This is a genomic window from Flavobacterium sp. KH_035 (assembly GCF_057839565.1).
On sequence record NZ_CM174492.1, the window covers coordinates 1,866,501 to 1,890,767 of the forward strand.

Annotated in this window: 21 protein-coding genes and 2 tRNA genes; 17 read left to right on the plus strand and 6 right to left on the minus strand. The window is 36.0% G+C overall.

Annotated features, from left to right (window positions below):
- Positions 1 to 44 precede the first annotated feature (44 nt).
- A complete protein-coding gene (locus AC3IS6_RS08140) occupies positions 45 to 551 on the minus strand; it encodes a DUF2004 domain-containing protein (protein WP_489164432.1) in 507 nt (168 codons plus the stop codon).
- 23 nt (positions 552 to 574) lie between these two features.
- Complete coding sequence (gene polA / locus AC3IS6_RS08145) at positions 575 to 3,421, minus strand: DNA polymerase I (RefSeq protein ID WP_489164433.1); 2,847 nt, start codon at positions 3,419 to 3,421, stop codon at positions 575 to 577.
- 183 nt (positions 3,422 to 3,604) lie between these two features.
- On the opposite strand from polA, the gene AC3IS6_RS08150 reads away from it, so the two are divergent.
- From AC3IS6_RS08150 to AC3IS6_RS08185, 8 genes are all read left to right on the plus strand, one after another.
- Positions 3,605 to 5,140, plus strand: coding sequence for a DUF4394 domain-containing protein (locus AC3IS6_RS08150; protein ID WP_489164434.1), 1,536 nt, complete (start codon positions 3,605 to 3,607; stop codon positions 5,138 to 5,140).
- 162 nt (positions 5,141 to 5,302) lie between these two features.
- Positions 5,303 to 5,485 carry a hypothetical protein gene (locus AC3IS6_RS08155; protein WP_489164435.1) on the plus strand — a complete coding sequence of 61 codons (183 nt, stop codon included), beginning with the start codon at positions 5,303 to 5,305 and terminating at the stop codon, positions 5,483 to 5,485.
- Between the two features lie 44 nt (positions 5,486 to 5,529).
- Positions 5,530 to 5,721: a hypothetical protein gene (locus tag AC3IS6_RS08160; protein ID WP_489164436.1), complete on the plus strand. Its 192-nt coding sequence runs from the start codon at positions 5,530 to 5,532 to the stop codon at positions 5,719 to 5,721.
- A gap of 190 nt (positions 5,722 to 5,911) precedes the next feature.
- Positions 5,912 to 6,586, plus strand: coding sequence for a response regulator transcription factor (locus AC3IS6_RS08165; protein ID WP_489164437.1), 675 nt, complete (start codon positions 5,912 to 5,914; stop codon positions 6,584 to 6,586).
- Between the two features lie 12 nt (positions 6,587 to 6,598).
- Positions 6,599 to 7,936, plus strand: coding sequence for a sensor histidine kinase (locus AC3IS6_RS08170; protein WP_489164438.1), 1,338 nt, complete (start codon positions 6,599 to 6,601; stop codon positions 7,934 to 7,936).
- Between the two features lie 106 nt (positions 7,937 to 8,042).
- Positions 8,043 to 8,210 carry a hypothetical protein gene (locus AC3IS6_RS08175; protein WP_489164439.1) on the plus strand — a complete coding sequence of 56 codons (168 nt, stop codon included), beginning with the start codon at positions 8,043 to 8,045 and terminating at the stop codon, positions 8,208 to 8,210.
- A 177-nt stretch (positions 8,211 to 8,387) separates the two neighbouring features.
- Positions 8,388 to 9,623: a metallophosphoesterase gene (locus tag AC3IS6_RS08180; protein ID WP_489164440.1), complete on the plus strand. Its 1,236-nt coding sequence runs from the start codon at positions 8,388 to 8,390 to the stop codon at positions 9,621 to 9,623.
- A gap of 74 nt (positions 9,624 to 9,697) precedes the next feature.
- Positions 9,698 to 10,000 carry a thioredoxin family protein gene (locus tag AC3IS6_RS08185; protein WP_068844990.1) on the plus strand — a complete coding sequence of 101 codons (303 nt, stop codon included), beginning with the start codon at positions 9,698 to 9,700 and terminating at the stop codon, positions 9,998 to 10,000.
- 24 nt (positions 10,001 to 10,024) lie between these two features.
- On the opposite strand, the gene AC3IS6_RS08190 is transcribed toward AC3IS6_RS08185, so the two are convergent.
- Both AC3IS6_RS08190 and AC3IS6_RS08195 read right to left on the minus strand, forming a co-directional pair.
- On the minus strand, positions 10,025 to 10,660 hold the full coding sequence (locus AC3IS6_RS08190; RefSeq protein ID WP_489164441.1) for a polysaccharide deacetylase family protein: 636 nt from the start codon (positions 10,658 to 10,660) through the stop codon (positions 10,025 to 10,027).
- A gap of 92 nt (positions 10,661 to 10,752) precedes the next feature.
- Positions 10,753 to 14,031 carry a glycosyltransferase family 117 protein gene (locus tag AC3IS6_RS08195; RefSeq protein ID WP_489164442.1) on the minus strand — a complete coding sequence of 1,093 codons (3,279 nt, stop codon included), beginning with the start codon at positions 14,029 to 14,031 and terminating at the stop codon, positions 10,753 to 10,755.
- A gap of 246 nt (positions 14,032 to 14,277) precedes the next feature.
- Here AC3IS6_RS08195 and AC3IS6_RS08200 point away from each other — a divergent pair.
- Positions 14,278 to 14,348, plus strand: a tRNA-Gln gene (locus AC3IS6_RS08200).
- Positions 14,349 to 14,660: 312 nt separating this feature from the next.
- Positions 14,661 to 14,731: transfer RNA gene (locus tag AC3IS6_RS08205), tRNA-Gln, on the plus strand.
- An 87-nt stretch (positions 14,732 to 14,818) separates the two neighbouring features.
- Here the strand turns inward: AC3IS6_RS08205 and AC3IS6_RS08210 are convergent.
- Positions 14,819 to 15,643, minus strand: a complete 825-nt coding sequence (locus AC3IS6_RS08210; RefSeq protein WP_489164443.1) for a universal stress protein — start codon at positions 15,641 to 15,643, stop codon at positions 14,819 to 14,821.
- Between the two features lie 175 nt (positions 15,644 to 15,818).
- Here AC3IS6_RS08210 and rimP point away from each other — a divergent pair, with 175 nt between their 5' ends.
- The 6 genes from rimP (at position 15,819) to AC3IS6_RS08240 (ending at position 22,177) form a co-directional block, all read left to right on the plus strand.
- Positions 15,819 to 16,283 carry a ribosome assembly cofactor RimP gene (rimP, locus tag AC3IS6_RS08215; protein ID WP_489164444.1) on the plus strand — a complete coding sequence of 155 codons (465 nt, stop codon included), beginning with the start codon at positions 15,819 to 15,821 and terminating at the stop codon, positions 16,281 to 16,283.
- A 13-nt stretch (positions 16,284 to 16,296) separates the two neighbouring features.
- On the plus strand, positions 16,297 to 17,544 hold the full coding sequence (gene nusA, locus AC3IS6_RS08220; RefSeq protein WP_099710734.1) for a transcription termination factor NusA: 1,248 nt from the start codon (positions 16,297 to 16,299) through the stop codon (positions 17,542 to 17,544).
- A gap of 48 nt (positions 17,545 to 17,592) precedes the next feature.
- Positions 17,593 to 20,472, plus strand: a complete 2,880-nt coding sequence (gene infB, locus AC3IS6_RS08225; protein WP_489164445.1) for a translation initiation factor IF-2 — start codon at positions 17,593 to 17,595, stop codon at positions 20,470 to 20,472.
- 144 nt (positions 20,473 to 20,616) lie between these two features.
- Entirely contained in the window at positions 20,617 to 21,126 is a 510-nt protein-coding gene (locus AC3IS6_RS08230; protein WP_489164446.1) for a DUF4920 domain-containing protein, read from the plus strand.
- Positions 21,127 to 21,469: 343 nt separating this feature from the next.
- Positions 21,470 to 21,898: a phosphatase PAP2 family protein gene (locus AC3IS6_RS08235; protein WP_489164447.1), complete on the plus strand. Its 429-nt coding sequence runs from the start codon at positions 21,470 to 21,472 to the stop codon at positions 21,896 to 21,898.
- 3 nt (positions 21,899 to 21,901) lie between these two features.
- Positions 21,902 to 22,177 (plus strand): phosphatase PAP2 family protein, encoded by a 276-nt coding sequence (locus AC3IS6_RS08240; RefSeq protein ID WP_489164448.1) that lies wholly within the window; start codon positions 21,902 to 21,904, stop codon positions 22,175 to 22,177.
- 127 nt (positions 22,178 to 22,304) lie between these two features.
- Here the strand turns inward: AC3IS6_RS08240 and AC3IS6_RS08245 are convergent, their stop codons facing one another.
- Positions 22,305 to 22,694, minus strand: coding sequence for an SPOR domain-containing protein (locus tag AC3IS6_RS08245; protein ID WP_173964117.1), 390 nt, complete (start codon positions 22,692 to 22,694; stop codon positions 22,305 to 22,307).
- A gap of 219 nt (positions 22,695 to 22,913) precedes the next feature.
- Between AC3IS6_RS08245 and AC3IS6_RS08250 the strand changes: the two genes are divergently transcribed.
- Positions 22,914 to 24,242 carry a cytochrome c3 family protein gene (locus tag AC3IS6_RS08250; RefSeq protein WP_489164449.1) on the plus strand — a complete coding sequence of 443 codons (1,329 nt, stop codon included), beginning with the start codon at positions 22,914 to 22,916 and terminating at the stop codon, positions 24,240 to 24,242.
- Positions 24,243 to 24,267: the final 25 nt, after the last annotated feature.

Here is a 24,267-nt window from a genome sequence, read left to right on the forward strand (position 1 = left end):
AATAAAAAAAACCATCAGTTGCAGCTGATGGTTTTTTTATGCTTTTAACTTTCCCAGGCGATATGATCTAAATCTCCTTTTTCGTTAGTTTTAACTACTAAAAGTTGTTCACAGGGTTCGCCATCAATATCTATCGAGTAATCAAACACAGCATAATAGTTTGTATTATATTTGCCGTCAGGATAAAGTCCAATTCTATTTAATTTTAATTCATTAAGAAGTAGAATTTCTTTTGGAGTGTCTATATCATGAATATCAATTATGTTTGATATTTCATCTTGATCAAGTTCGTCAAAATAAAAATTTATATAATCTTTTGTCTCGCCGTCTCCTTCTGCAAAATCATTATTTATATACAACTTATTTTGCTGATCAAATTTTTTGATGTTTTCAAGAAAAATTTTGATTGTTTGAATTGCATCTTCATCAATAGAATTGTTTTCAAAGTTTAAATCAATGTTTATTTTTCTTTCGTTTAAATCAGTTTTAACGACGTAATACTCTTTTAATTCTTGTGGATTGATTGGTTCAAAGTGTGGTAGGTTTTCCATTCTAAAGTTTTTAAAAAAAATAATTAATGCGCTTCCAACCAATCTTTACCCAAACCAAGTTCAACATCTAAAGGAACACTCATTATAAAAGCATTTTCCATTTCATGTTTGATCATGGGTTGAATTTTTTCAAGTTCGTCGTTGTGCACATCAAACACAAGCTCATCATGAACCTGAAGTAGCATTTTAGATTTCCAGTTTTCTTCTTTTAATTTTTTATGGATGTTGATCATCGCTATTTTAATAACATCGGCAGCACTTCCCTGAATTGGTGCGTTTACGGCATTTCTTTCGGCGGCACTACGAACTACAGCATTTGCAGAATTAATGTCTTTTAAGTAACGACGACGACCAAGAATAGTTTGTACGTAACCTTTTTCGCGTGCAAATTCTATTTGTTCATTAATATAGGAACGTAATCTTGGGTATGTTTTATAATAGGCTTCAATCAAAGCAGTACTTTCACTACGGGATAATGAAGTTTGATTGCTTAATCCGAAAGCAGAAACACCATATATAATACCAAAGTTTACAGTTTTGGCATTGCTTCTTTGTTCGCGTGAAACTTCGTCTAGCGGCACATCAAATACTTTTGCAGCCGTAGCTTTGTGAATGTCTTCTCCGTTCTGGAAAGCAGCAATCATATTTTCTTCTCCACTTAAGGCGGCAATAATTCTTAATTCTATTTGCGAGTAATCGGCAGAGATTAAGGTATGGTTTTCGTCGCGAGCGACAAAAGCTTTACGAATCTGGCGGCCTCTTTCAGTACGAATCGGGATATTTTGCAAGTTCGGATTATTAGAGCTCAAACGTCCTGTTGCAGCAACAGTTTGCATATAATCAGTATGAACGCGTAATGTTTTTTTGTCTACTTGTTCCGGTAAAGCCAGTATATAAGTACTTTGCAATTTCACCATCTGACGCCAGTCCAGAATTTGTTTTACGATCGGGTTATCGTTGGCCAAATAAGTCAAAACCTCCTCGCCGGTTGCATATTGCCCGGTTTTGGTTTTCTTTTGCTTGGCTCCGCCAATTTTAAGTTTATCAAATAAAATATCACCCAGCTGTTTCGGAGAAGCTAAGTTGAATTTTTCTCCGGCAGTTTCGTATATCTGCTGTTCTAAAGATTTGATCTCTACATCCATTTCTTTAGACATTGCATTTAAAAACTCAACATCCAGACGAATTCCTTCGGTTTCCATAGCTGCTAAAACGCTTACTAACGGAATCTCGATTTCGTCAAACAGTTTTTTAGTCTCAGTTTTGTCTAATTCTGTTGTAAAAATTTCTTTTAGCTGCAACGTAATATCAGCATCTTCGGCAGCATATTCCTTGATGTCTTCAAGAGCTACATCGCGCATTGTAATTTGATTTTTTCCTTTTTTACCAATCAGTTCTTCAATCGGTTTAGGGGCATATTTCAAATAGGTTTCTGATAAAACATCCATATTGTGACGCATATCCGGATTGATCAGATAGTGCGCAATCATCGTATCAAAAAGCTTTCCTTTTACGGTAATATCATAATTGGAAAGAATTTTTAAATCGTATTTTAAGTTCTGACCTATTTTTTCGATGTTTTCATTCTCAAAGAAAGGTCTGAATTTTTCAATTAAAGTCTGAGCTTCTTCCTGATTTTCCGGAAACGGAACGTAAAAAGCTTTTCCTTTTTCGTATGAGAAAGCAATACCTACTAACTCGGCATGCAAAGCATCTAAACCTGTAGTTTCGGTGTCAAAACAAACAGAAGTCTGATTTTGCAGGTTTTGCAAAAGTAGTTTTATACCAAGATCTCCCTGAATGGCCTGATAGGAGTGAGGCGTGTTTTCGAGAGTATTGTAAAAAGAAGTTCGGGTTGCTTCGGTATTTTCTTCGGTAGAACCGCCTCCAAAAAGATCAAACTGATCTTCGTTTTTGGGTTGTGGCTTTTTGTATAATTTAGCATCAGAAACCGGAGCTGAAGCTGCTGTTTCATTTCCACTTCCTGTTTTAAACAAATTGTCAAATTGCTCTGCCATTCGTCTGAACTCAAGTTCCTGAAAAATAGCATCGGTTTTTTCAATATCAGGACGAACTAATTCATAATCATCTTCGTTAAAGGTTACCGGGCAATCTAATAAAATGGTTGCCAATTTTTTAGACAACAATCCTTTTTCTTTATTGGCCTCGATATTCTCTTTCATTTTTCCTTTTAGCTTATCAGTATTGGCTAATAGGTTTTCCATCGTTCCAAATTCTTTTAGGAGTTTTTTGGCGGTTACTTCACCCACTCCCGGAAGTCCCGGAATATTATCGGCAGCATCACCCATCATTCCAAGAAAATCGATAACTTGTTCCGGACGCTCGATTTCGAATTTTGCCAAGACTTCAGGAACTCCCCAAATCTCAATTCCATTTCCCATGCGGGCAGGTTTGTACATAAAGATGTTTTCCGAAACCAATTGAGCAAAATCCTTATCCGGAGTTACCATAAAAACTTTATAATTTTCTTTCTCGGCTTGTTTGGCAATCGTTCCAATCAAATCGTCAGCTTCAAAACCTGACACTTCAATAATTGGAATGTGCATGGCTTTTAACAATTCGCAGATATAAGGAACAGCAATTTTAATGGCTTCAGGCGTCACATCGCGATTAGCCTTGTATTCAGGGAATAATTCGTTTCGCAATTGGCTTCCGCCTTTATCAAAAGCTACAGCCAAATGATCCGGTTTTTCACGTTTGATAACATCTAAAAGCGAATTCATGAATCCCATGATCGCTGATGTATCCATTCCTTTGGAGTTGATCCTTGGGTTTTTTATGAAGGCGTAGTAGCCGCGAAATATTAAAGCGTAAGCATCAAGTAAAAAAAGGCGTTTTTGTGACGACATATGTTCAGTTTATCAATTCAATTTTCAAAGTTACAAATATCGATATAATATTAGGACACAAATTAATTTGTTATTTGTTTTTCCTGATTATAGCAGGAAGGATTTAATTTTTTTCTGTGAAGTTTAAAAAAGAACCAAACCAGAAGGAAGGTTTTGTCGTAAGTAAATAAAAAACAATGTGTTATGAGAGAAAATATACGTATGTCGAGATCCATTTTCGTAATGGGATTAATGTCATTTTTTGGAGCCTGTTCTAATGATGACGATAGAACTCCGGTTCCGCAACCTGAACCGGTACCAACACCTGGTATTGCTCCTCCTGTAGACTTTACAGCGCTGACAAATGACAATAAGATTTTTTATTTTAAAGCCAGAGATTTAAAGACTCCTGTTCGTTCTTACGCTATAACTGGATTGCAATCGGGAGAAAATATTATAAGTATTGATTACAGACCTTCAACGGGACAGCTTTATGGTTTGGGCTCTACCAGCAGATTGTACATTATAAATGAAAATTCAGGGTTGGCGACACCGCTCGGAGCAGGACCTTTCACGCCTTTGATCGAAGGGACATCTTCTGCTATCGATTTTAACCCAACAGTCGACAGGATACGTTTGGTGTCTAATAACGGCAAGAATCTCAGGCTGCATCCTGAATTAGGAACTGTAGTAGCGACAGACGGAAGTATAAATGGTGTCGCTAATGCTCAGATTGGAGCGGTTGCTTATACTAATAGTTTCTCAGGTAGTACCACAACTCAATTATTCGATATTGATTACTCTACCGACAAAGTATATCTGCAGAATCCTCCAAATGATGGAAAAATTCAGGAAATTGGAAGTTTGAAAGTTGATTTTTTAGGAATAGGAGGTTTTGATATTGAGGCTGATACGAATTTGGCATTAGCAGTCAATACTAAAAACAATGAATCCAGATTATATACGATTGACTTAATGACTGGCGAAGCAGGTTGGGTTGGAGTTTTTACCCAACAAATTATTGAAATAGCATTTAAGACAAAACCAATCGCTTATGCAACCACGGAGACCAATATTTTGTACAGGTTGAACCCGGTAACGGGAACTTCAAATTCTGTTGCTTTAACCGGGATGGCTACAAGTGAGCAGGTAGTTGGTCTGGATTTCAGACCTGCAAACGGAGCTCTTTACGCATTAACAAATCAAAGCAGACTGTTAACGATTAATATTTCAAATGGTCAGACTACTGCGGTTGGGACTGGATTATCGCCATCGTTATCTGGTCAGAATTTTGGATTTGATTTTAATCCAACCGTCGATAGAATACGTGTGGTGAGTAATACCGGGCAAAATCTTCGACTGCATCCGGATACGGGAGTAGTTGCTGCTACTGATGTTCTTCTTAATCCGGGGACACCATCGGTTACGGCTGCTGCTTATACTAATAATTTTGCACAAGCATCAACTACACAGTTGTTTGTTATTGATTCAGGAACGAATAATCTCTATCTTCAAAATCCGCCAAATAACGGAACTTTGGTGTTGGTGGGTAGTTTGGGAGTAATGACAACAGGAATGAATGGGTTTGATATAGGAGGGACCAGTAATGAGGCGTTCGCAATATTAACTGTTAGTGGTGTACAGTCCGTATATAAAATTAACTTAACATCAGGTGCAGCAAGCAAAACGATTGGCTTTACACCAACTGTTACGGCTATGGCTCTGGGATTAGGTTTCTAAAAACAACATCTATAAAGAAGAAGCGACGGGAGTATTTCCGTCGTTTTTTTATAAAATAAAGTTAAATTTCTAAACGGGTACGATTTCTTCATTTTGTCTTCATATTGCAGGGGTAAATTTGATCTGTAAAATAAAAGGTATTAATATAAAAATTTAGAAATCATGAGAAATTTATTAATGTTACTAGTGGCCGTTTTGGGAACAAGTGTTATGGTAAGTGCATTTCCTGCTAAAGGTATTAAACCGGCTCCTCCTAAAGAAGTAAAAGTTACAAAACATCCTAAACACAAATCTGATAAAAAAGCAAAAGCAGTAAAAACAGAAGCCCCAAAAGAAAAAAAATAAGATAATAAAAGTGTAAAATAAAATATCAATTTAAATCAAAAGTTATGAAAAATCTAATGATGTTACTCGTGGCAGTTTTAGGAACAAGTGTAATGGTTAGTGCACAAACAGCTCCGGCAAAGCCAACTCCTGTGAAAGAAATAAAAGCAACTAAGCACCACAAAAACAAAGCTGATAAAAAAATGAAATCGCAAAAAAGCGAAGCTCCAAAAGCAGAAACAACTAAAATGAAGTAGTAAAAATTGTTTTCGTTTTGCTTGCGAAGAATTGTAAACGAGGCAAAACAGAAGTAATGATTATGAGGAAAGAGGTTGAAAAGAGCTGGTAAAGAAATTTACTGGCTTTTTTTATTCGTTAATTTTTTTAATAATGCGCAACGATGCTTTTTATAATTGCTTAAATTTAGTTGCACTTAAATGCTGTATTATGAATGTTTTGATTGTTGAAGATAATAAAGAACTTGCGGCAGAGGTTTATGACTTTCTGTGTAATGCGGGTTATGTTTGTAAAATTGTTCACAATTGTGGTGACGCTTTAGAAGAAGTAAACAGCAATGACTATGATGCTATGCTTCTGGATCTTGGTTTGCCTGACGGAGATGGGTTTGAAGTGCTGAAAACGGTTCGAAAAACCAAATCGAAAATGGCAGTTATTGTACTTACAGCCCGTGGTGAACTCGATGATAGAATAAACGGCTTGCATTTAGGTGCCGATGATTATTTGACTAAGCCATTTGCTCTAACAGAGCTTAGTGCGCGATTGTTTGCGGTCATTCGAAGGATGCATGGTTTTACTTTGAATAGTTTAAGCATTCATGGTTTTTTACTGCAGCTTCAGGATTATAAAGTGAGTTATGATGAAACGCCCATTAATCTCACCAAAAAGGAGTTTGATATTTTTCAATATTTGGTCCTCAATAAAAACAGAGTGATTACCAGGTTGCAATTGACAGAACATATTTGGGGAGACATTCTGGAGGTCAATTCCGATTCTAATTTTATTGATGTCCATGTTCGGAATCTTCGAAAAAAGTTGGACAAACATACAGAAATTGACTGGTTTGAAACGGTGAGAAACGTAGGGTATCGTATAAACGAATAAATAGTAAGGACTGTGAAAATAAAACATCAATTGGCTATTTTTAATGCGCTGACAAGACTGTTGGTTATTTTGATTTTATGGTTGATGCTGCCTATTTTGGTCGAAAATGTGGTGTACAGGCATATTAATAACGGCTTACTCGAAAAGAAACAGAAATTTATTGAGCATCTGAATCAAAATGAGATTGATGATTTTATTGAAAATTCAGGTGATTCGACCGAAACGTACTCACAGTTTTCAACTCTTCACAGTGAGTTTTTGGTACTCTCTAAGTCTTCTCTGAAACCCGATCAGAAAAAACCTGTTTTTAGTAATGACTATCGGATTATTGAAGGGGAAGAAAATGAATACAGAATTTTGCAGTATCATTTTACTTATGGAAATCAGGGATATCAGCTGGAAATTGGGAGCAGTTTAGGAGAAGTAAAAGACCTTACCTTTATCATTCGTTTTTTTATCATAATTGTTTTTGTAGTTATATTGCTTATTACTTTTTTGGCTGATACTTTTTACATTGAATATTTACTGAAGCCTTTTTATAAAATTATTGACACTAAAATAAGGCGGGTCAATGAACCTGAAGCTTTTGATCATACCCCTATAAAAGCCAGATCGAGGGATTTCAGGGAACTTGATTTTGTTTTAAATCAAATGATGGACCGTATTGCGGAACTTTTTAAAAAAGAGAAACAGTTTATTTCGAATGTTTCCCACGAACTTCTAACGCCAATTGCGCTGCTTAAAAGTAAGTTTGAGAACTTATTACAAAATGAATCCTTAGACGATAATGCATTCGATAAAATCGCAGGATCGCTGAGAACATTAGACATGCTAAAAAAAATCATCAATAACTTATTGTTGATTTCCAGAATAGAGAACAATCAGTATGAAGCAAACGAGTATATAAATTTTCATGAGATTGTTAACGATCTGCAGGAGGACTTGCAAGATCGAATTGAGGACAGAGAAATTCAGTTTGTGAATACGATGCAGCATTATTATGTTTTTACAGGAAATAAAACGCTAATTCATATTCTTATTTATAACTTGGTTACCAATGCTATAAAATACAATAAATCTCAAGGCAGTATTACCATCACGGATGGTTTTCAGAACCATAATTATTTTATTTCGATAGCAGATTCCGGTGTTGGGATGAGTGATTCTCAAATACAGCATATATTCAACAGGTTTGCCAGAATCAGTTCAGATCAGGACGGTCAGGGCTTGGGGCTCACTATTGCCGAGAGTATTGCGTCTTTTCATCATATCGAAATTAAAGTTACTTCTGAAATAAATAAAGGAACAATCTTTACATTGTTGTTTCCGGAAACGGTAAAACATAATTAAACGTTAATTTTTTCAGAGGAGCTCAATCTTCATTTAATCTTCATTTTCCGATAATATCTTTGAGGTATAATAAATGAAGATATTAATAATTATAAAAACTAAAATCATGAGAAAATTAGTAATGTTAGCAGTAGCTGTTTTAGGAACAACTGCAATGGTAAGCGCGCAAACAACCCCAGCGAAATCAGCCCCTGTAAAAGAAGCAAAAGCGCCTAAAAAAGACAAAAAAGCAGATAAAAAAGCGAAAAAAGAAGCGGCAAAAGCTCAAAAATAAAACAACATAGTTTACTATGGTAGACCTGTTGTGGATTATAAAAGGTTTTAAAAAATTTGGTAGAAAAAAAGCTGGTAGAGTAATCTGTCAGCTTTTTGTTATTACCAGCGTTAAATTTTTGATAATAAAAAGCTATACAATTTTCATTCTTTGTTACTTTGTTGAAAACTATAAATAATGATCCTTAAGTTTCTAATTCTTTGCGCTCTTCTTCTATTTATTGAGTTCTATTCGTATCAGGCCTTTCGCACTTTGATCAAATTAAGATGGGTGTTGGTAGGGTATCAAATTATAAGTTTACTGCTTTTAATTTTTATCATGTATTCTTTTTCACAGGTTGACCGCTCCGTTGGACAAACGAGACAGTTTATGTTTACGACCGGTTTGATGCTGTTGGTTTATGTACCAAAAATTGTGCTGACACTAATCATGTTTGGCGAAGATATTTTCAGATTAGGAGCAGGAATAGTAAATTATTTTGTCTACAATTCAAATGGTTCAGAAGCTATTCCGTCAAGGCGAAAATTTATCAGTCAGATTGGCTTGGGGTTGGCAGCAGTCCCTTTTCTTTCTTTGATTTATGGAATTTTTGAAGGAAAATATAATTTTAAAGTAATCAAACAAACGATCTTTTTTCCGGATCTTCCGGATGCTTTTGACGGGTTTAAAATTACTCAGATATCCGACGTTCATAGTGGAAGTTTTGACAATCCGGATAAGATCAATTATGCAATTGACCTGATTAATGCTCAGGAAGCCGATTTAATTTTGTTTACCGGAGATATTGTCAACACACATGCTAAAGAAATGCATCCCTGGCTGGAAACCTTTAAAAGAATAAAGAATTATAAATATGGTAAATTTTCGGTTTTAGGAAACCATGATTATGGTGAATATGTAACCTGGCCTTCTGAAAAAGAAAAAGACGAGAACTTCAAAGAAATTAAGAATCTTTACGGTCAGATCGGATTCGACCTTTTGTTAAACGAACACCGATACATTCAAAAAGGCAATGACAAAATTGCACTGATTGGGGTAGAAAACTGGGGACAGAATTTTAAAAAGGCAGGAGATTTAAACAAAGCCTCTGAGAATGTCACTCAGGACGATTTTAAAGTGGTGATGAGTCATGATCCGACGCACTGGGAATACGAAATTAAAAATCATCCGAAAAAGTTTCATTTAACACTGTCAGGACATACACATGGCATGCAATTTGGGATAGAAATTCCGGGTTATTTTAAATGGAGCCTTGCGCAGTATATCTATAAGCAATGGGCAGGGCTGTATGAAAATGCAGGCCGATACGTTTATGTGAATCGTGGATTTGGTTTTCACGCTTATCCGGGACGTGTAGGGATTATGCCCGAAATAACCGTGATTGAACTAAAAAAAGGGAACAATGTGGCTTAATTCGTTAAAAATGCTACATTTGTATATAATTATCTCTTTTTAAAAGATTAAAAAAGAATTAAATTTTTGGTTTTATGTCAAAATTTGGAGAACTTATAAATGCTCAAGTTCCAGTGTTGATTGATTTTTACACCGATTGGAACGAATCATCTGTATCGATGCATCCTGTAATTAAGGATGTTGCGGCTGCACTTGGCGATAAAGCCAAGGTGATCAAAATTGATGTGGATAAAAATCAAGAATTAGCAGAAGCACTGCGTATTAAAGGACTTCCTACTTTAATGATTTATAAAGAAGGGCAGATGATCTGGAGACAATCCGGAGAGCTTGATGCGAACACGATTATAGGAATTGTCCAGGAACAATTTAATTTATAGAATATTACTTCTTAACGATATTATTTAGTGAATAATATCAAATGTATAACCATTTTCTTTTAAAAAATGTAAGGTTTTAGGCAGGGCAAATTTTAAATTTGGAGATGCTTTTATGCTGTCATGGAATACAATTACACTTCCTGACTTTACATTTTTAGTTACGTTTTCAAGACATTTCTCAGGGGTGATACTCTGATCGAAATCGGCGCTTAGAACGTCCCACATGATAATTTTATACCCTAATTTTCGCAGGATTTTAGATTGTGCCTTTTTGATTTTCCCGTAAGGCGGGCGAAAGATAAGATTGCACGTTTTTTCCTCTTTCAGAACTGCAGCACAATGCTGTACATTTTGAATATAATCATCGGTTTGGCTTTTCCAGCCGTTAACGTGGTTCATGGTGTGGTTGCCAATGGAATGTCCTTCTGTGATTAATTTTTCAAACAGAGACAGGTTGGCTTTTATGTTTTTTCCGATACAGAAAAAAGTGGCTTTTGCATCAAATTTTTTTAATTCGGATAAAACCCAGTCTGTAATCTCCGGAGTTGGGCCATCATCAAAGGTGAGGTATATTTTCTTTTCGTTGTTTGGAATGTCCCAACAATATTTAGAAAACACCTTTTTAATGAATGAATTTGTTTTTACCCAATAAAAGCTCATTTTGTAGTGGTTTACAGATATGTAAAATTAGAAAATGCAGCGCTACTAATCAAGCGGCGCTGCATTTTTTTAATTGCTATGTTTTTCGTAACTTATTCTTTTTCTCTTCCAAAGCGTTCGAAAACATTTACATAAGTATTAAATGTTACCTTATGTTTTTCGTAGAAAGTAAGATCGTTATTTTCTTTCATCACTTGTAATAAGCTTCTGTAGCGTTCGATGTCAGTAATAATGTCAATTGCTAAGTCGGTTTGGTCATTAGGAGTCAGAGTTGCATAATAGTTTAGTTCTTCTTTGTATTTTTGAACTAGTTTGTTAAGCAAATCATGTGCTTTAGCAGTTTCTCCTACTTTGTAATATCCGCCTGCAAAAGGTTCTACTAATGAATAATAGCCAAATTTGTCTACTGGCATTTTTGTCATTGCCAGTTCGATCACTTTTTTAGCTTTATCTATTTTGCCTTCAGTGATAAGCTGATCCATCAAACGGGATAAATTAGTACGGTATGTGATGCTGTTTCTTCTGGTTTCAGGATCGTGATAAATGTTACCATTACTGTTACCCCAGTCCCATTTCATTACAATATTATAAGTTTTGTCAGTATCCATCTGTCCCATATCCATTGGTCCTCCATCTTTTGAAGGTACATTTTTAATAGGAACTAATTTGTAGACCATACCATCCAGTTGTAAATAATCTTTTAGCCATAAATAATCTTCATCGTCAAAAGCACCTCCGCTAAAATAAATTGGTCTTTTCCAATTGTTGTTAGCTAAAATGTCTAACATCATTAAGCGATTTTTGTATAATGCGCTTCCTTTGATGTCAATATCCATATAAGAAACTATAGAATCGTTGTATTTTGGATTTACGACTTTGTTTTTGATAATGACATTTTTGTCTATAGGAACTCTGATTTTGTTCGTAGGATAGAAATGGATTGTTTGTCCGTTTTGTAAGCCTACAGTTGATTTTGGATTTTTAATAAAATCAATAAAGTCCTTGATGTTCCAGCGGGTATCAATTTTTGGGATATGTGCTACATAATCCAATTTGTCACCCACGTACTGATCGTGTGTAAAAGAGATTGGCAACGGGTCAGACTCGTATGCTTTTGCTTTCATTTGGTCGATATACCAATCGGTCATGAACAGGCTGGTGTTTACGATTTTAACGTCTGTTCTAATGTGCTCGATTTCCTGAGCGTACCATAGTGGGAAGGTGTCATTGTCTCCAATGGTAAATAAAATAGCGTCTTTATCGCAGGAGTTCAAATAAGCTTTTGCCATTGCAACAGCGGTATATCTTCCTGATCTATCATGATCGTCCCAGTTTTGAGAAGCCATTAAAATAGGAGCAGCCAATAAACTTGCTGCAATAATAATTGGGCCGGCAATTTTAGGGGCAACATATTTCTGGATGCTTTCGTAAAGTGAATAAACGCCAAATCCAATCCAGATGGCAAATACATAAAAAGATCCTACCAAGGCATAATCTCTTTCACGCGGCTCAAAAGGTCTTTCGTTTAAGTATATTTTTAAAGCAATTCCGGTAAATAAGAATAAAGCTAAAAGAACATAGAAGCTTTTTAAATCTTTATTGGCGTGGTACATTAATCCGATGAGTCCCAAAATAAAAGGCAGGAAGTAATAAACGTTTCTTCCTTTGTTGTTTGTGACGTCAGAAGGTAAATTGTCCTGAGAGCCAAGGTGTAAGGAATCAAGGGCTTTGATCCCGCTAATCCAGTTTCCGTCAATATTATCGTATTTTCCCTGATTGTCACTCTGACGTCCAACGAAATTCCACATCAAATATCTCCAGTACATATATCCGAATTGGTATTCGAACATAAAGCCAAAGTTATCTACAGCAGATGGTTTTTCGATGATTAGGTAATCGCCATAGCTTTTTAAGAATTTCACATAACCTTCATTGTCAATTTGTTTTTGAGCATAGGCTTTTCTGAATTCCGAAACAGTTTTTTCAACTTCATTACGCAATTGCGCAGTAGCTTTACTATATTCCTCTTCGCTTAATTGGCTGGCATCGATTCCGTATTTTCCTAAATCCTGCTCGTAGTCGTAATTTGGGTTAATTCTGAATTGAGGAGGGTTGGAGAAATTGATATAGTTTTGAATGTGTCCTGTTTCGGTACTCCACATTCTAGGCAGAATCGTTTTTTGATTGTCGTCTGTATTTTGCTGAGCGTTTTTAAAATTGTTGGTAATGATATATTTACCTGTTTTATAATCTCTTTCGTAGTTAGGTGCTTTGTCTGAATAAGGATTTTTTGCATCAAGACCAGCAAAAACTTCGGTATACTGCGGGCCGTAAAACAGCGGGTTTACTCCATACTGTTCACGATTGTAATAAGCTAATACTTCAGCAGCATCAGAAGGCTTGTTTTCGTTAATTACAGTGTTGGCGTTAGCGCGAACAGGAAGCATTATCCAGGTAGAGAATCCGATAAATATAAATAGAATACAAAGAATGACAGTATTGTAAAAAATCAATCCTTTTTGTTTGGTGAATTTTAATCCAAAATAGAAGAAAGCGATTAGAATCAACGTTACAAGAATAGTTCCTGAGTTAAAAGGCAGTCCAAAGCTGTTTACCATAAAAACTTCAGTATCTGCAAAGGCTTCCATGGTTAAAGGTAAAAGCAGTTTGAAGATAAAAAGTAAAACACCAATTACCACAACATTGGCAATAAGGAAATTTTTGATCGTAACGTTTTCGTAATGTTTGAAGTAATAAAGGAACCCGATTGAAGGAATGGTTAATAAAGCCATAAAGTGAACTCCAAACGAAAGTCCGATAACAAGAGAGATGATTAACAGCCATTTGTTTCCTTTTGGCTGATCCATATCCTGCTCCCAACGTAAACCAAGCCAGAAAAGCAAGGCAATTAATAAGGAGGCCATGGCGTAAACTTCGGCTTCAACGGCATTAAACCAGAAACTGTCAGAAAAAGTATAGGCAAGTGCTCCAACAAATGAACTTCCTAAAATAACAATTGAATTGTTTTGGTCGATTTCGGCAAAACGCCCTACAATTTTTTTTAAAATCATAGAAGAAGACCAAAACAGAAATAGGATTGTAAACGCACTTGAGAAAACCGACATCATATTAACCATTAAGGCGACATGTTGTGCGTCTGTCGCGAACATCGCGAAAAAAGCACCCATCATTTGAAATAAAGGAGCTCCGGGTGGGTGACCTACTTCTAGTTTAGCTGCGGTGGCGATATACTCTCCGCAATCCCAAAAACTCATAGTGGGTTCAACGGTTAAGGTATAGGTGATTAAAGCGATTGCGAATGCAAACCAACCAACAATAGTATTCCATTTATTGAAATTGAATTGTGCCATATTTAGGTGTTAAAATTTTGTAATTTTTCTATCGTACAAAGAAAATGTTTTTTTGTCTAAAGAAACGAGCATTAACAAAAAAATCTGTAAAAGTATTTGGCTGAAGTAAGGTGTTGTTTGTGAAATACTTGTGTGAATGTTACGAATTTTGAAGAAAAAAAAACAAGAAAAAATGATTTTTTTTCTTCAAAAAGCTTGTGCGAACTAAAAAAAGCTTTAAATTTGCACTCGCTTAACCGCTTTTACTGGTCTATGGTGTAATGGTAACACAACTGTTTTTGGTGCAGTCTTTCTAGGTTCGAGTCCTAGTAGACCAACGTAAAGCCTCTCATTCGAGAGGCTTTTTTTATGCCTTGATGTTTCCGTTTGTTTTAAGATATGAGCGAAAGTTGGGGCTTATAAAAAAAAATAAGCAGGCTGGATAAGAATAAATCTGGGGTTCTTGTTGTTTTGGACAAGAAGTTGATTTTATGAGGTTTGTGTGAGTTTTTGAGGTGAAAAGAAAAACTTGAGAGCGGAAAAAAAGGAAGTGGTATGATTCGCTAATTCTTAAAGATTGATTTTTTTGTTGAAAAAAGTTTGTGTAAACTAAAAAAAGTTTTAATTTTGCACTCGCTTAATCGCACTGCTGGTCTATGGTGTAATGGTAACACAACTGTTTTTGGTGCAGTCTTTCTAGGTTCGAGTCCTAGTAGACCAACATAAAAAGCCTCTCATTCGAGAGGCTTTTTTTATGCTTTAGTTTTTCTGGAAGTGTTAGGTTGTAAATTTTGACAGCTGGATTCTTTTAGATTTTGAAAGTAAGAACTGGTCTGATCGCGTGATTTACTAATCCTTCGCTAATGCTTCCGTTGAAAAAGTGTGCGAAACCGGTTCTTCCATGTGTGCACATTCCGATAATGTCGGCATTGATGCTGTTGGAAAAGTTTATGATTCCTTTTTCGATATTGGTGTCATTGTAGATTTGAGCGGTATAATTGGTTAGGTTGAATTCGGTTACAAAAGTATCTATTGTTTGCTGAACTTCGTGAGTTGGTTTAAAGCTGTTGGGGGTGCAAATGGTTACTAAGTGTATTTTGGAGTCAAAAACTTTAGTGAATTTCAGGAGTTTTTCAAAAGGTATTTTGGCTTCCGGTGAGAAATCTGAAGCAAAAACAATGTCGGAAGCTCTAAAATTAGTATTGTCTTTTTTGATTACAAGGACTGGGATTTCGGAGTTCCGAACTACTTTTTCAGTATTTGAGCCAATTAAGAGTTCTTCGATGCCGGATGATCCGTGTGATCCCATTATAATCAAATCGATTTCGTATTCTTTGCCTATTTGGGTAATGCCGTGGATGGGTTTGTCCATTTTTACAATTTCTGTGATCTGAATCCCGTCCAGATAAGGTTTTGAGGAGACCTGGTCGAGCATTTCGTTGGCTTTTTTCATAAAAAGCATGGTTTCGGGAATGCTTGCGCCGCCCAGAACGGCATCGTTCATTTGGCTTGGTAATTCGAGCATGTGTAGAATGATTATCTCAGAATTGTTTTTCTTTGCAATTTGAGCGGCAACTTTTAAAGCGTCTTCCGCATGTTCGGAGAAGTCGGTAGGTACTAGGATTCGTTTCATAGTGTTTTTGGGCTTGAGTAGTTAAAAAACGATTATTTTAATGCTTTTATAAAGATAAGATTTTTTTTAGGGCAATCTATTTATTTTGATTTATAAAAAAAACACTATATTTGCACCGTTATTTATTAAAATCTAAATAATGAGGGGACTAAGTGTCCCCTCTTTTTATAAAATTATGACATTTAAAGAAAAAGTAAACGGATTAATTACAGAAGCTCTTCTGGAGAAGCCATCGATCTTTTTGATTGATCTGGCTGTATCAGACTCTTTTAAGATTAGTGTTGGTTTAGATGGTGATAATGGAGTGGCGCTACAGGATTGTATTGACGTAAGTCGTGCAGTTGAGAATAATCTGGATCGTGAAGAGCAGGATTTTTCGCTTGAAGTAGCCTCTGTTGGAGTAGGGTCACCTTTGAAAATGACAAGACAATACATCAAGAATATTGGTAGAACGTTGATTGTTACTACAAATACTGAAAAAATTGAGGCAGAATTGGTGGAAGCTAACGATGTTTTTATAATTTTGTCTTGGAAAGCAAGAGAACCGAAAAAAGTAGGAAAAGGAAAAGAAACAGTTCAAAAAGAGCAGCAAATACCTTATACAGAAATTAAAGAGGCAATTGTTACAGTAACATTTTAATTAAAGAATTCGCATGGAAAATTTAGCATTAATCGATTCATTCTCAGAGTTTAAAGATAATAAACTTATTGATCGTGTAACGCTTATGGCAATTTTAGAGGACGTGTTTAGAAATGCATTGAAGAAAAAATACGGTTCTGATGATAACTTCGACATCATTATAAATCCTGATAAAGGAGATATGGAGATCTGGAGAAGGAGAGTAATTGTTGCTGATGAAGATCTGGATTTTGAAAACGAAGAGATTACTTTAACTGAAGCAAGAATGATTGAAGCTGATTTTGAAATCGGTGAAGAGGTTTCTGAAGAGGTAAAATTGATTGATTTAGGAAGAAGAGCTATTTTGGCTTTGCGTCAAAACTTAATATCTAAAATTCACGAACACGATAATACGAATCTTTACAAGCAATTTAAAGATATTATCGGTGATATTTATACTGCCGAAGTACACCACGTACGTCCAAGAGTTGTAATTTTGGTCGATGATGAAGGAAATGAAATTGTGCTTCCAAAAGAAAAACAAATTCCATCTGACTTTTTCCGTAAAGGAGATAACGTTCGTGGAATTATTGAAAGCGTTGAATTGAAAGGAAACAAACCTCAAATTATCATGTCTAGAACTTCTGAGAAGTTTTTAGAGAAATTATTTGAGCAGGAAATTCCTGAAGTATTCGACGGTTTGATTACAGTAAAAAATGTAGTGCGTATTCCGGGTGAAAAAGCAAAAGTAGCAGTAGATTCTTATGATGACAGAATTGATCCGGTTGGAGCTTGTGTAGGTATGAAAGGATCTCGTATTCACGGAATCGTTCGTGAGTTAGGAAACGAAAACATTGACGTAATTAACTATACAAACAATATTCAATTGTTTATTACAAGAGCCTTGAGTCCTGCTAAAGTTTCGTCTATCAAAATTGACGAAGAAAATAAAAGAGCTGAAGTTTTCTTGAAGTTAGAAGAAGTTTCTAAAGCTATTGGTAGAGGAGGTCATAATATAAAATTAGCAGGTCAGTTAACGGGTTACGAGTTAGATGTTATCAGAGAAGGTGATGTTGCTAGTGGCGAAGACGATGACGTTGAATTAACTGAGTTTTCAGATGAAATTGAAGGCTGGGTTATCGAAGAATTTGCAAAAATTGGTTTAGATACAGCTAGAAGTATCTTAAAGCAAGAAGTAGAAGATTTAGTAAGAAGAACAGATTTAGAAGAGGAAACGATTCTTGATGTTATGAAAATACTAAAAGAAGAGTTTGATAGCTAGTTATCTGCTCTAACAACACAACGAAAAAGGTAATAATAAAAAGGTTATATGTCTGAAGAGAGAGTAATAAGAATAAACAAGGTTTTAAGGGAATTAAATATTTCGTTAGAAAGAGCTGTTGATTATCTAAAAGATAAGGGAATTGCTATTGATGCAAATCCAAATGCAAAAATTTCTGATAGCGAATTTAATATCCTACAAAGCCAATTTGCGGGCGATAAGGGGAATAAGGAAGCTTCTAAAGAGGTAGGAGAAGAGAAGAGAAAAGAGAAAGAAGCATTACGTGTTGAACGTGAGAAAGAAATTGAAGACAAACGCAGACAAGACGAGGAGCGCCAAAAACAACAGGAAGTTATAAAAGCGAGAGCTGTTGTAACAGGACCTGTTCAAGTAGGTAAAATTGATTTAAACCCGAAGAAGCCTGCAGTTGTTTCTACTCCTGTTGAGGAACCAGTGAAAGCTGAAGAACCAAAAGTAGTTGTTACTCCAACTCAACCAGAAAAGCCTGTTCAAAAAGAAATTGTACAGCCAGAGCCTGTAGTTGCTCCTGTAGTTTCTGAAGAGAAAAAGGTTGAAAAGCCTATTATTACAGAGAAAAAAGAAGTAAAAGTGGAGTCTCCAAAAGTAGCTCAGGAACCTGTTGTTTCAACTGATCCTGCAACTGCTGAAGAAACAATTACTACACAATATCAAAAATTATCAGGAACTACTCTTACCGGGCAAACAATTGACTTGTCTCAATTCAATAAGCCTAAGAAAAAGAAAGAAGATCCGAAGATAACTCCTAATAAACCAGGAGCTCCGGGAGCTGGAAATAACGCTAACAAAAATAAGCGTAAAAGAATCGCTCCTAAACCGGGAACTCCGGGTGCGCCAAAACCTGCAACAGGTAATGCACCGGGAACTCCAAATCCTAATAAAATTACACCAAATACCGGTGGTGGAGGTTTTAATGCTAACAGAAGTGCAAGACCTGGTTTTGTAAAAGGAAACCGTCCTGCGATTGTGGCAAAAGTTGAGCCTACTGAAGAGGAAGTAAAAAACCAAATTAGAGAAACTCTTGAAAAACTTCAAGGTAAAGGTGGAAAATCTAAAGCGGCTAAATATAGAAGAGATAAAAGAGAAACGCACCGTCAGAAGTCTGATGATGAGCAAAGAGCACTTGATGAAGGAAGTAAAACAATTAAAGTTACAGAATTTGTTACAGTAGGTGAGATTGCAATCATGATGGATGTGCCGATTACTAAAGTAATTGGAACTTGTATGTCACTTGGTATCATGGTTACTATGAACCAACGTTTAGATGCTGAAACTTTAACGATTGTAGCTGATGAGTTTGGTTATGAAGTAGAGTTTATCACGGTTGATATCGAAGAAGCTATTGAGGTAGTTGAAGATAAAGAAGAAGACTTAGTGGTTAGAGCGCCAATTGTTACTGTAATGGGTCACGTCGATCACGGTAAAACCTCTTTACTGGATTATATCCGTAAAGAAAATGTTATCGCTGGAGAGTCTGGAGGTATTACGCAGCACATTGGAGCATACGGGGTAACTTTAGATAATGGTCAAAAAATTGCATTTTTAGATACACCAGGTCACGAGGCGTTTACCGCGATGCGTGCACGTGGAGCTCAAGTTACCGATATTGCTATTATAGTAGTTGCGGCGGATGATGATATCATGCCACAAACAAAAGAGGCAATTTCTCACGCACAAGCTGCGGGAGTGCCAATTATATTTGCAATCAATAAAATTGATAAACCAAATGCGAACGTTGAGAAAATCAAAGAGCGTTTGGCTAGTATGAATTTACTTGTTGAAGACTGGGGTGGAAAAATCCAATCTCATGATATTTCTGCAAAAGTAGGAACAGGGGTAAAGGAGTTATTGGAAAAAGTATTATTAGAGGCTGAGATTTTAGATTTAAAATCAAACCCTAATAAAGCGGCTCAAGGAACTGTTGTTGAGGCGTTCTTAGATAAAGGAAAAGGGTATGTTTCTACAATTTTAGTTCAACACGGAACTTTAAAAGTTGGAGATTATATGTTGGCTGGTAAGCATCATGGTAAGATTAAAGCGATGCATGACGAACGCGGACATATTGTTAAGGAAGCAGGACCTTCGACTCCCGTATCTGTTTTGGGTCTTGACGGAGCTGCAACTGCCGGTGATAAGTTTAACGTTTTTGAAGACGAAAAAGAAGCGAAACAAATTGCTTCTAAGCGTTCTCAATTAATGCGTGAACAATCAGTACGTACACAGCGTCATATTACACTAGATGAAATTGGACGTCGTATTGCTCTTGGTCAATTTAAAGAATTGAACGTGATTCTTAAAGGAGACGTTGATGGATCTGTTGAAGCATTATCGGATTCGTTCTCTAAATTGTCTACAGAAGAAATTCAAATTAATATCATTCATAAAGGTGTTGGAGCAATTACTGAAACTGACGTTATGTTGGCTTCTGCTTCTGATGCGATTATTATCGGATTTAACGTTCGTCCTGCAGGAAATGCGAGACAGCTTGCTGATAAAGAAGAAATCGATATCCGTTACTACTCTATTATCTACGCTGCAATCGATGACTTGAAAGATGCAATGGAAGGAATGTTAGCTCCTGAGATGAAAGAAGAAATTTTAGGAACTGCTGAAATTCGTGAGATTTTTAAAATTTCTAAAGTAGGTTCAATCGCTGGTTGTATGGTGATGGATGGTAAAATCATGAGAACTTCTAAAATTAGAGTTATCAGAGAAGGAGTGGTCGTGCATACAGGAGAACTTGTGGCATTGAAACGTTTCAAAGATGATGTTAAAGAAGTTTCTAAAGGATATGATTGTGGTATTCAGATTAAAGGTTACAATGATATTGAAGAAAGAGATGTTATTGAAGCTTACCATGAAGTGGCAATCAAAAAGAAATTGAAATAATATTCGATACTTATAGCCTAAAGTCCCAACGAGAGTTGGGATTTTTTTTATGAAGGTATTCTAAAGAAAGTTTGAAATTTCTGATTTAAATAATATTTCGTTTATTTCAATTTTAATGCTATTTTTGATTAAAAAAATTTGATTATGAGACAATTTATATATGCGGTCGCTCTTTCTTTGAGTTTTTCTACAATCTCTTTTTCGCAGGAAGCAGTTGAAAAGAGTGCGCCACCTGCGGGGAGTGCTGTAGTGGGAGATTATTATGGAGTCAATGTTTCGAAGGTTTCGGAAAGTAAGGCTATCACAGTCGAGAAGTTAAAAAGTGAATTAGAAAAGGTTAATAAAGCTGAAAATATCTCGGTAAAGGGAGTGGTAACAGATGTGTGTCCGAAGAAGGGTTGCTGGGTTACGGTTAAAACAGAAGATGGTTCTCCTTTTTTTGTAAAAATGAAAGATTATGCTTTTTTCGTGCCAACTGCACTGAAAGGGAAGAGCGTTGTGTTGGAAGGTACTGCCGAGAAAAAAATCACCTCTATTGATGAGTTGAAGCATTATGCTAAAGATGCAAAAAAAACAAAAGCAGAAATTGATGCGATCAGCAAGCCAAAAGCAGAAATACGATTTATGGCGGATGGAATTAAAGTGGTCAATTAAAAAACCTTTTTGATTTGCAATTCGATATTTATATTTTAAAGTCTCAGCGAAAGTTGGGGCTTTTTTATTGGGACAAATTTCAAATGGAATTTATGGATCAGGGTGAAGTGGTTTGGGATGAAATTCGAGAGATTGGTTGTTATTGTGTTTGTATTCATAAAATGAAACAGAAAGACAGCATATTTATGAAAGTTCGGTTTGGGGGAATTGATTTCTTTGTAGGATTATTTTTTATTTTTGTGATGTTGAATATATCTGTATGGATTATATATTTTGTATGAGACTGAAACTATTTCATATGATGACCGTTTTTTGGGGTAAAAGATTCAAGTCTGGGAGGGTTATGCATAAGTTTACAAATGTGGAAGAGATGAGAATGGTGATGCCGGATTTACTGCGAGGCTATCTTTCTGATGAAGAAATGCCAAACAGTTTGCTGCTGTTGACTCCGCCTCCTGAACCAGCTTCTGATACTTTCAAATTTGATTTGAAGTATGCCAGGAGAGTATCGGAATCTAAAGATCAGATTCGTTTTTTGCAGGCGGTTAGCGATGTCAATTTGTCTTTTCCGCATGCGGTCAGATCGTTTGAGGCTGTTTTAGGAATTGATATTGATGAGCTGCTTACGCCTAAGTTGTATACGCTTATGCGTAGAGTGATGACAGATGTGGGGTTGTCGACGTATACGGCAAAGAATTTTTACAATTGCGAACGGCCTTTTGTGGTGAACAAACAAAAAACCTGCACTCCTGAAAAGGAAGATGTCTTATGAAAAGTGGGATCTTTTCCGTCTGGACATGCTGCAGTAGGTTGGGCGTGGGCTCTGGTTTTTAGTGAAATCTTTCCCGATAGAGAAGGGGCAATTCTTGAACGTGGGCATGACTTTAGCGAAAGCCGGGTGGTTTGTAATGCACACTGGTATAGCGACGTGGTGAAAGGCAGGGAAATGGGAAAGGCAACGGTGGACTATCTTCGTGGCAATGTAGCTTTCAATACCGATTTAATACTGGCTAAGGAGGAAGTATTTCAGCTTCTGAAAGCTAAGGGGTGATGCTTCTTGTGAAGAGATATAATTAACTCGTAAAAACGGTTGTTTTTGAAGTTGGATAGGGATATAAAAAAAGGCAATTTCGATTGAAATTGCCTTTTTTTGTGCTGTTTTTCTCTGAATTGGAGAATTACTTCCCAGGCTTTAGTAAAAAGACACTTTTGTATCTCTTTTTGATGTCTGCCAGGTTCTTTTCAGCTTCTATACGGGTCTTAAAATTCCCTACAATTACTTTGTAGTTGGGAGTGTTGAAGATTATGGTTCCGTCAATAGTGTTGTATTCTCTTTTGAAATCCGATAACGTTTTCTTTGCCTCTTCGCTTTTGCCACTGAAGATTTGGATTTTGTAGGTATCGTTTGTACTTATTGCTGTGTTAATTTTGCGTTTGTCGTTCAGTAATTGCTCAAATTTAGGATCCTGATTTAGTGTTAAATTTTGATCCTGAGCATGAATATTATAAGCTAAAGTGAACATTGTTAGGGTGAAGAAAACTCTTTTCGAAGGGGTTAAAATTCTCATAATGTGATGGTTTTTGAGCAAAAATACTATTTAAAATTAGTATGTGAAAATTTGATATTATTTAGAATTGATATAAATTGATATTTAAGACTATTTTAAGGTTTTGAGAATAACACATAAGTCGTATTTTTGTGCAAGTTTTAAAAGAAGGTATTAGTTTTTCGTTGATTTACTATAGAAAAAATCATACCAAAAATTAGTAGATAATTATTATACTATATGAAAAAGGTGGGTAACCATAATTCGATCTCAAGAAAATTGCTGCTTAGCTTATCGCTAACGCTAATTTTCTCCCTAACTTCATTTGCTCAAGATCCTGCTGCTCCTGCGGCGCCTGAAGCTGCCGCTCCGGCTGCAACTGCTGGTGGTGATCCTGTAAAAGGGAAAGAACTTTTTAATGCAAATTGCGCTGCATGTCACAAATTAGATGCCAAATCAACAGGTCCTGCTTTACGAGGAGTTGCTGCAAAGCATGACGTAGCCTGGATCTACAAATGGGTTCACAACAGTTCTGACATGATTAAGTCAGGTGATCCTGTAGCAGTAAAACTTTTTGAAGAAAACAACAAGTCAGTAATGACTTCTTTTCCTCAATTATCAACAGGGGATATTGACAATATTCTTGCGTATACTTCTGAGGTAAAAGCTGAGCCAGCTGTTGCTGTTGGTGGTGCAACTCCTCCTGGAACAAATGTTGAGGGTGGAGGTATTTCTAATAATATTATTTTAGGTGCTCTTGCACTTGTAATGGCTATCTTGGTGGTTATGTTGTTCATGGTGAACAAAGTATTAACTAAAGTAGCACGTAATAATGGTATTGAAGTTGCTCCTAAAGAAGCTTCAACTCCAATCTGGAAAGCATTTGCCAGAAATCAATTTTTGGTGTTAGTGACTGCAATTTTCTTGCTGTTGGCAAGTGGATATTTCGTTTATGGATATCTAATGCAGGTTGGTGTGGATCAAAATTATGAGCCAATTCAGCCAATTCACTATTCTCACAAAATTCACGCTGGTGATAACGAAATCAATTGTAAATATTGCCACTCTGCTGCACGTGTGAGTAAAACTGCTGGTATTCCATCTTTGAATGTTTGTATGAACTGTCATAAAAACATCTCTGAAGTTGCTGAAACTACTGCTACTCCTGAGTACAGCAAAGCGTTTTACGATGCTCAAATCCAAAAGTTATATGATGCTGTTGGTTGGGATAAAGCGAAACAAGCTTATACCGGAAAAACGCAGCCAGTAAAATGGGTTCGTATTCACAACTTACCTGATTTTGTTTACTTCAACCACTCTCAACACGTTACTGTTGGAGGTATCGAATGTCAAACTTGTCACGGTCCTGTGGAAGAATTTGAAATCATGAAGCAATACTCTAAATTAACAATGGGATGGTGTGTTGATTGCCATAGAAAAACTGATGTTAAGATGGAAGGAAATGCCTACTATGATAAAATTCATGCTGAACTTTCTAAAAAATACGGTGTAGAGAAATTGACTGCAGCGCAAATGGGAGGTTTAGAATGCGGTAAATGCCACTATTAATCGAATTATTAAGATTTTAATATTT

Bases quoted from the DNA above. Each gene is read 5' to 3' on its own strand.
- AC3IS6_RS08140 (WP_489164432.1), bottom strand. From the start codon at position 551: ATGGAAAACCTACCACACTTTGAACCAATCAATCCACAAGAATTAAAA.
- polA (WP_489164433.1), bottom strand. From the start codon at position 3,421: ATGTCGTCACAAAAACGCCTTTTTTTACTTGATGCTTACGCTTTAATA.
- AC3IS6_RS08150 (WP_489164434.1), top strand. From the start codon at position 3,605: ATGAGAGAAAATATACGTATGTCGAGATCCATTTTCGTAATGGGATTA.
- AC3IS6_RS08155 (WP_489164435.1), top strand. From the start codon at position 5,303: ATGAGAAATTTATTAATGTTACTAGTGGCCGTTTTGGGAACAAGTGTT.
- AC3IS6_RS08160 (WP_489164436.1), top strand. From the start codon at position 5,530: ATGAAAAATCTAATGATGTTACTCGTGGCAGTTTTAGGAACAAGTGTA.
- AC3IS6_RS08165 (WP_489164437.1), top strand. From the start codon at position 5,912: ATGAATGTTTTGATTGTTGAAGATAATAAAGAACTTGCGGCAGAGGTT.
- AC3IS6_RS08175 (WP_489164439.1), top strand. From the start codon at position 8,043: ATGAGAAAATTAGTAATGTTAGCAGTAGCTGTTTTAGGAACAACTGCA.
- AC3IS6_RS08180 (WP_489164440.1), top strand. From the start codon at position 8,388: ATGATCCTTAAGTTTCTAATTCTTTGCGCTCTTCTTCTATTTATTGAG.
- AC3IS6_RS08185 (WP_068844990.1), top strand. From the start codon at position 9,698: ATGTCAAAATTTGGAGAACTTATAAATGCTCAAGTTCCAGTGTTGATT.
- AC3IS6_RS08190 (WP_489164441.1), bottom strand. From the start codon at position 10,660: ATGAGCTTTTATTGGGTAAAAACAAATTCATTCATTAAAAAGGTGTTT.
- AC3IS6_RS08195 (WP_489164442.1), bottom strand. From the start codon at position 14,031: ATGGCACAATTCAATTTCAATAAATGGAATACTATTGTTGGTTGGTTT.
- AC3IS6_RS08210 (WP_489164443.1), bottom strand. From the start codon at position 15,643: ATGAAACGAATCCTAGTACCTACCGACTTCTCCGAACATGCGGAAGAC.
- rimP (WP_489164444.1), top strand. From the start codon at position 15,819: ATGACATTTAAAGAAAAAGTAAACGGATTAATTACAGAAGCTCTTCTG.
- nusA (WP_099710734.1), top strand. From the start codon at position 16,297: ATGGAAAATTTAGCATTAATCGATTCATTCTCAGAGTTTAAAGATAAT.
- infB (WP_489164445.1), top strand. From the start codon at position 17,593: ATGTCTGAAGAGAGAGTAATAAGAATAAACAAGGTTTTAAGGGAATTA.
- AC3IS6_RS08230 (WP_489164446.1), top strand. From the start codon at position 20,617: ATGAGACAATTTATATATGCGGTCGCTCTTTCTTTGAGTTTTTCTACA.
- AC3IS6_RS08235 (WP_489164447.1), top strand. From the start codon at position 21,470: ATGCATAAGTTTACAAATGTGGAAGAGATGAGAATGGTGATGCCGGAT.
- AC3IS6_RS08245 (WP_173964117.1), bottom strand. From the start codon at position 22,694: ATGAGAATTTTAACCCCTTCGAAAAGAGTTTTCTTCACCCTAACAATG.
- AC3IS6_RS08250 (WP_489164449.1), top strand. From the start codon at position 22,914: ATGAAAAAGGTGGGTAACCATAATTCGATCTCAAGAAAATTGCTGCTT.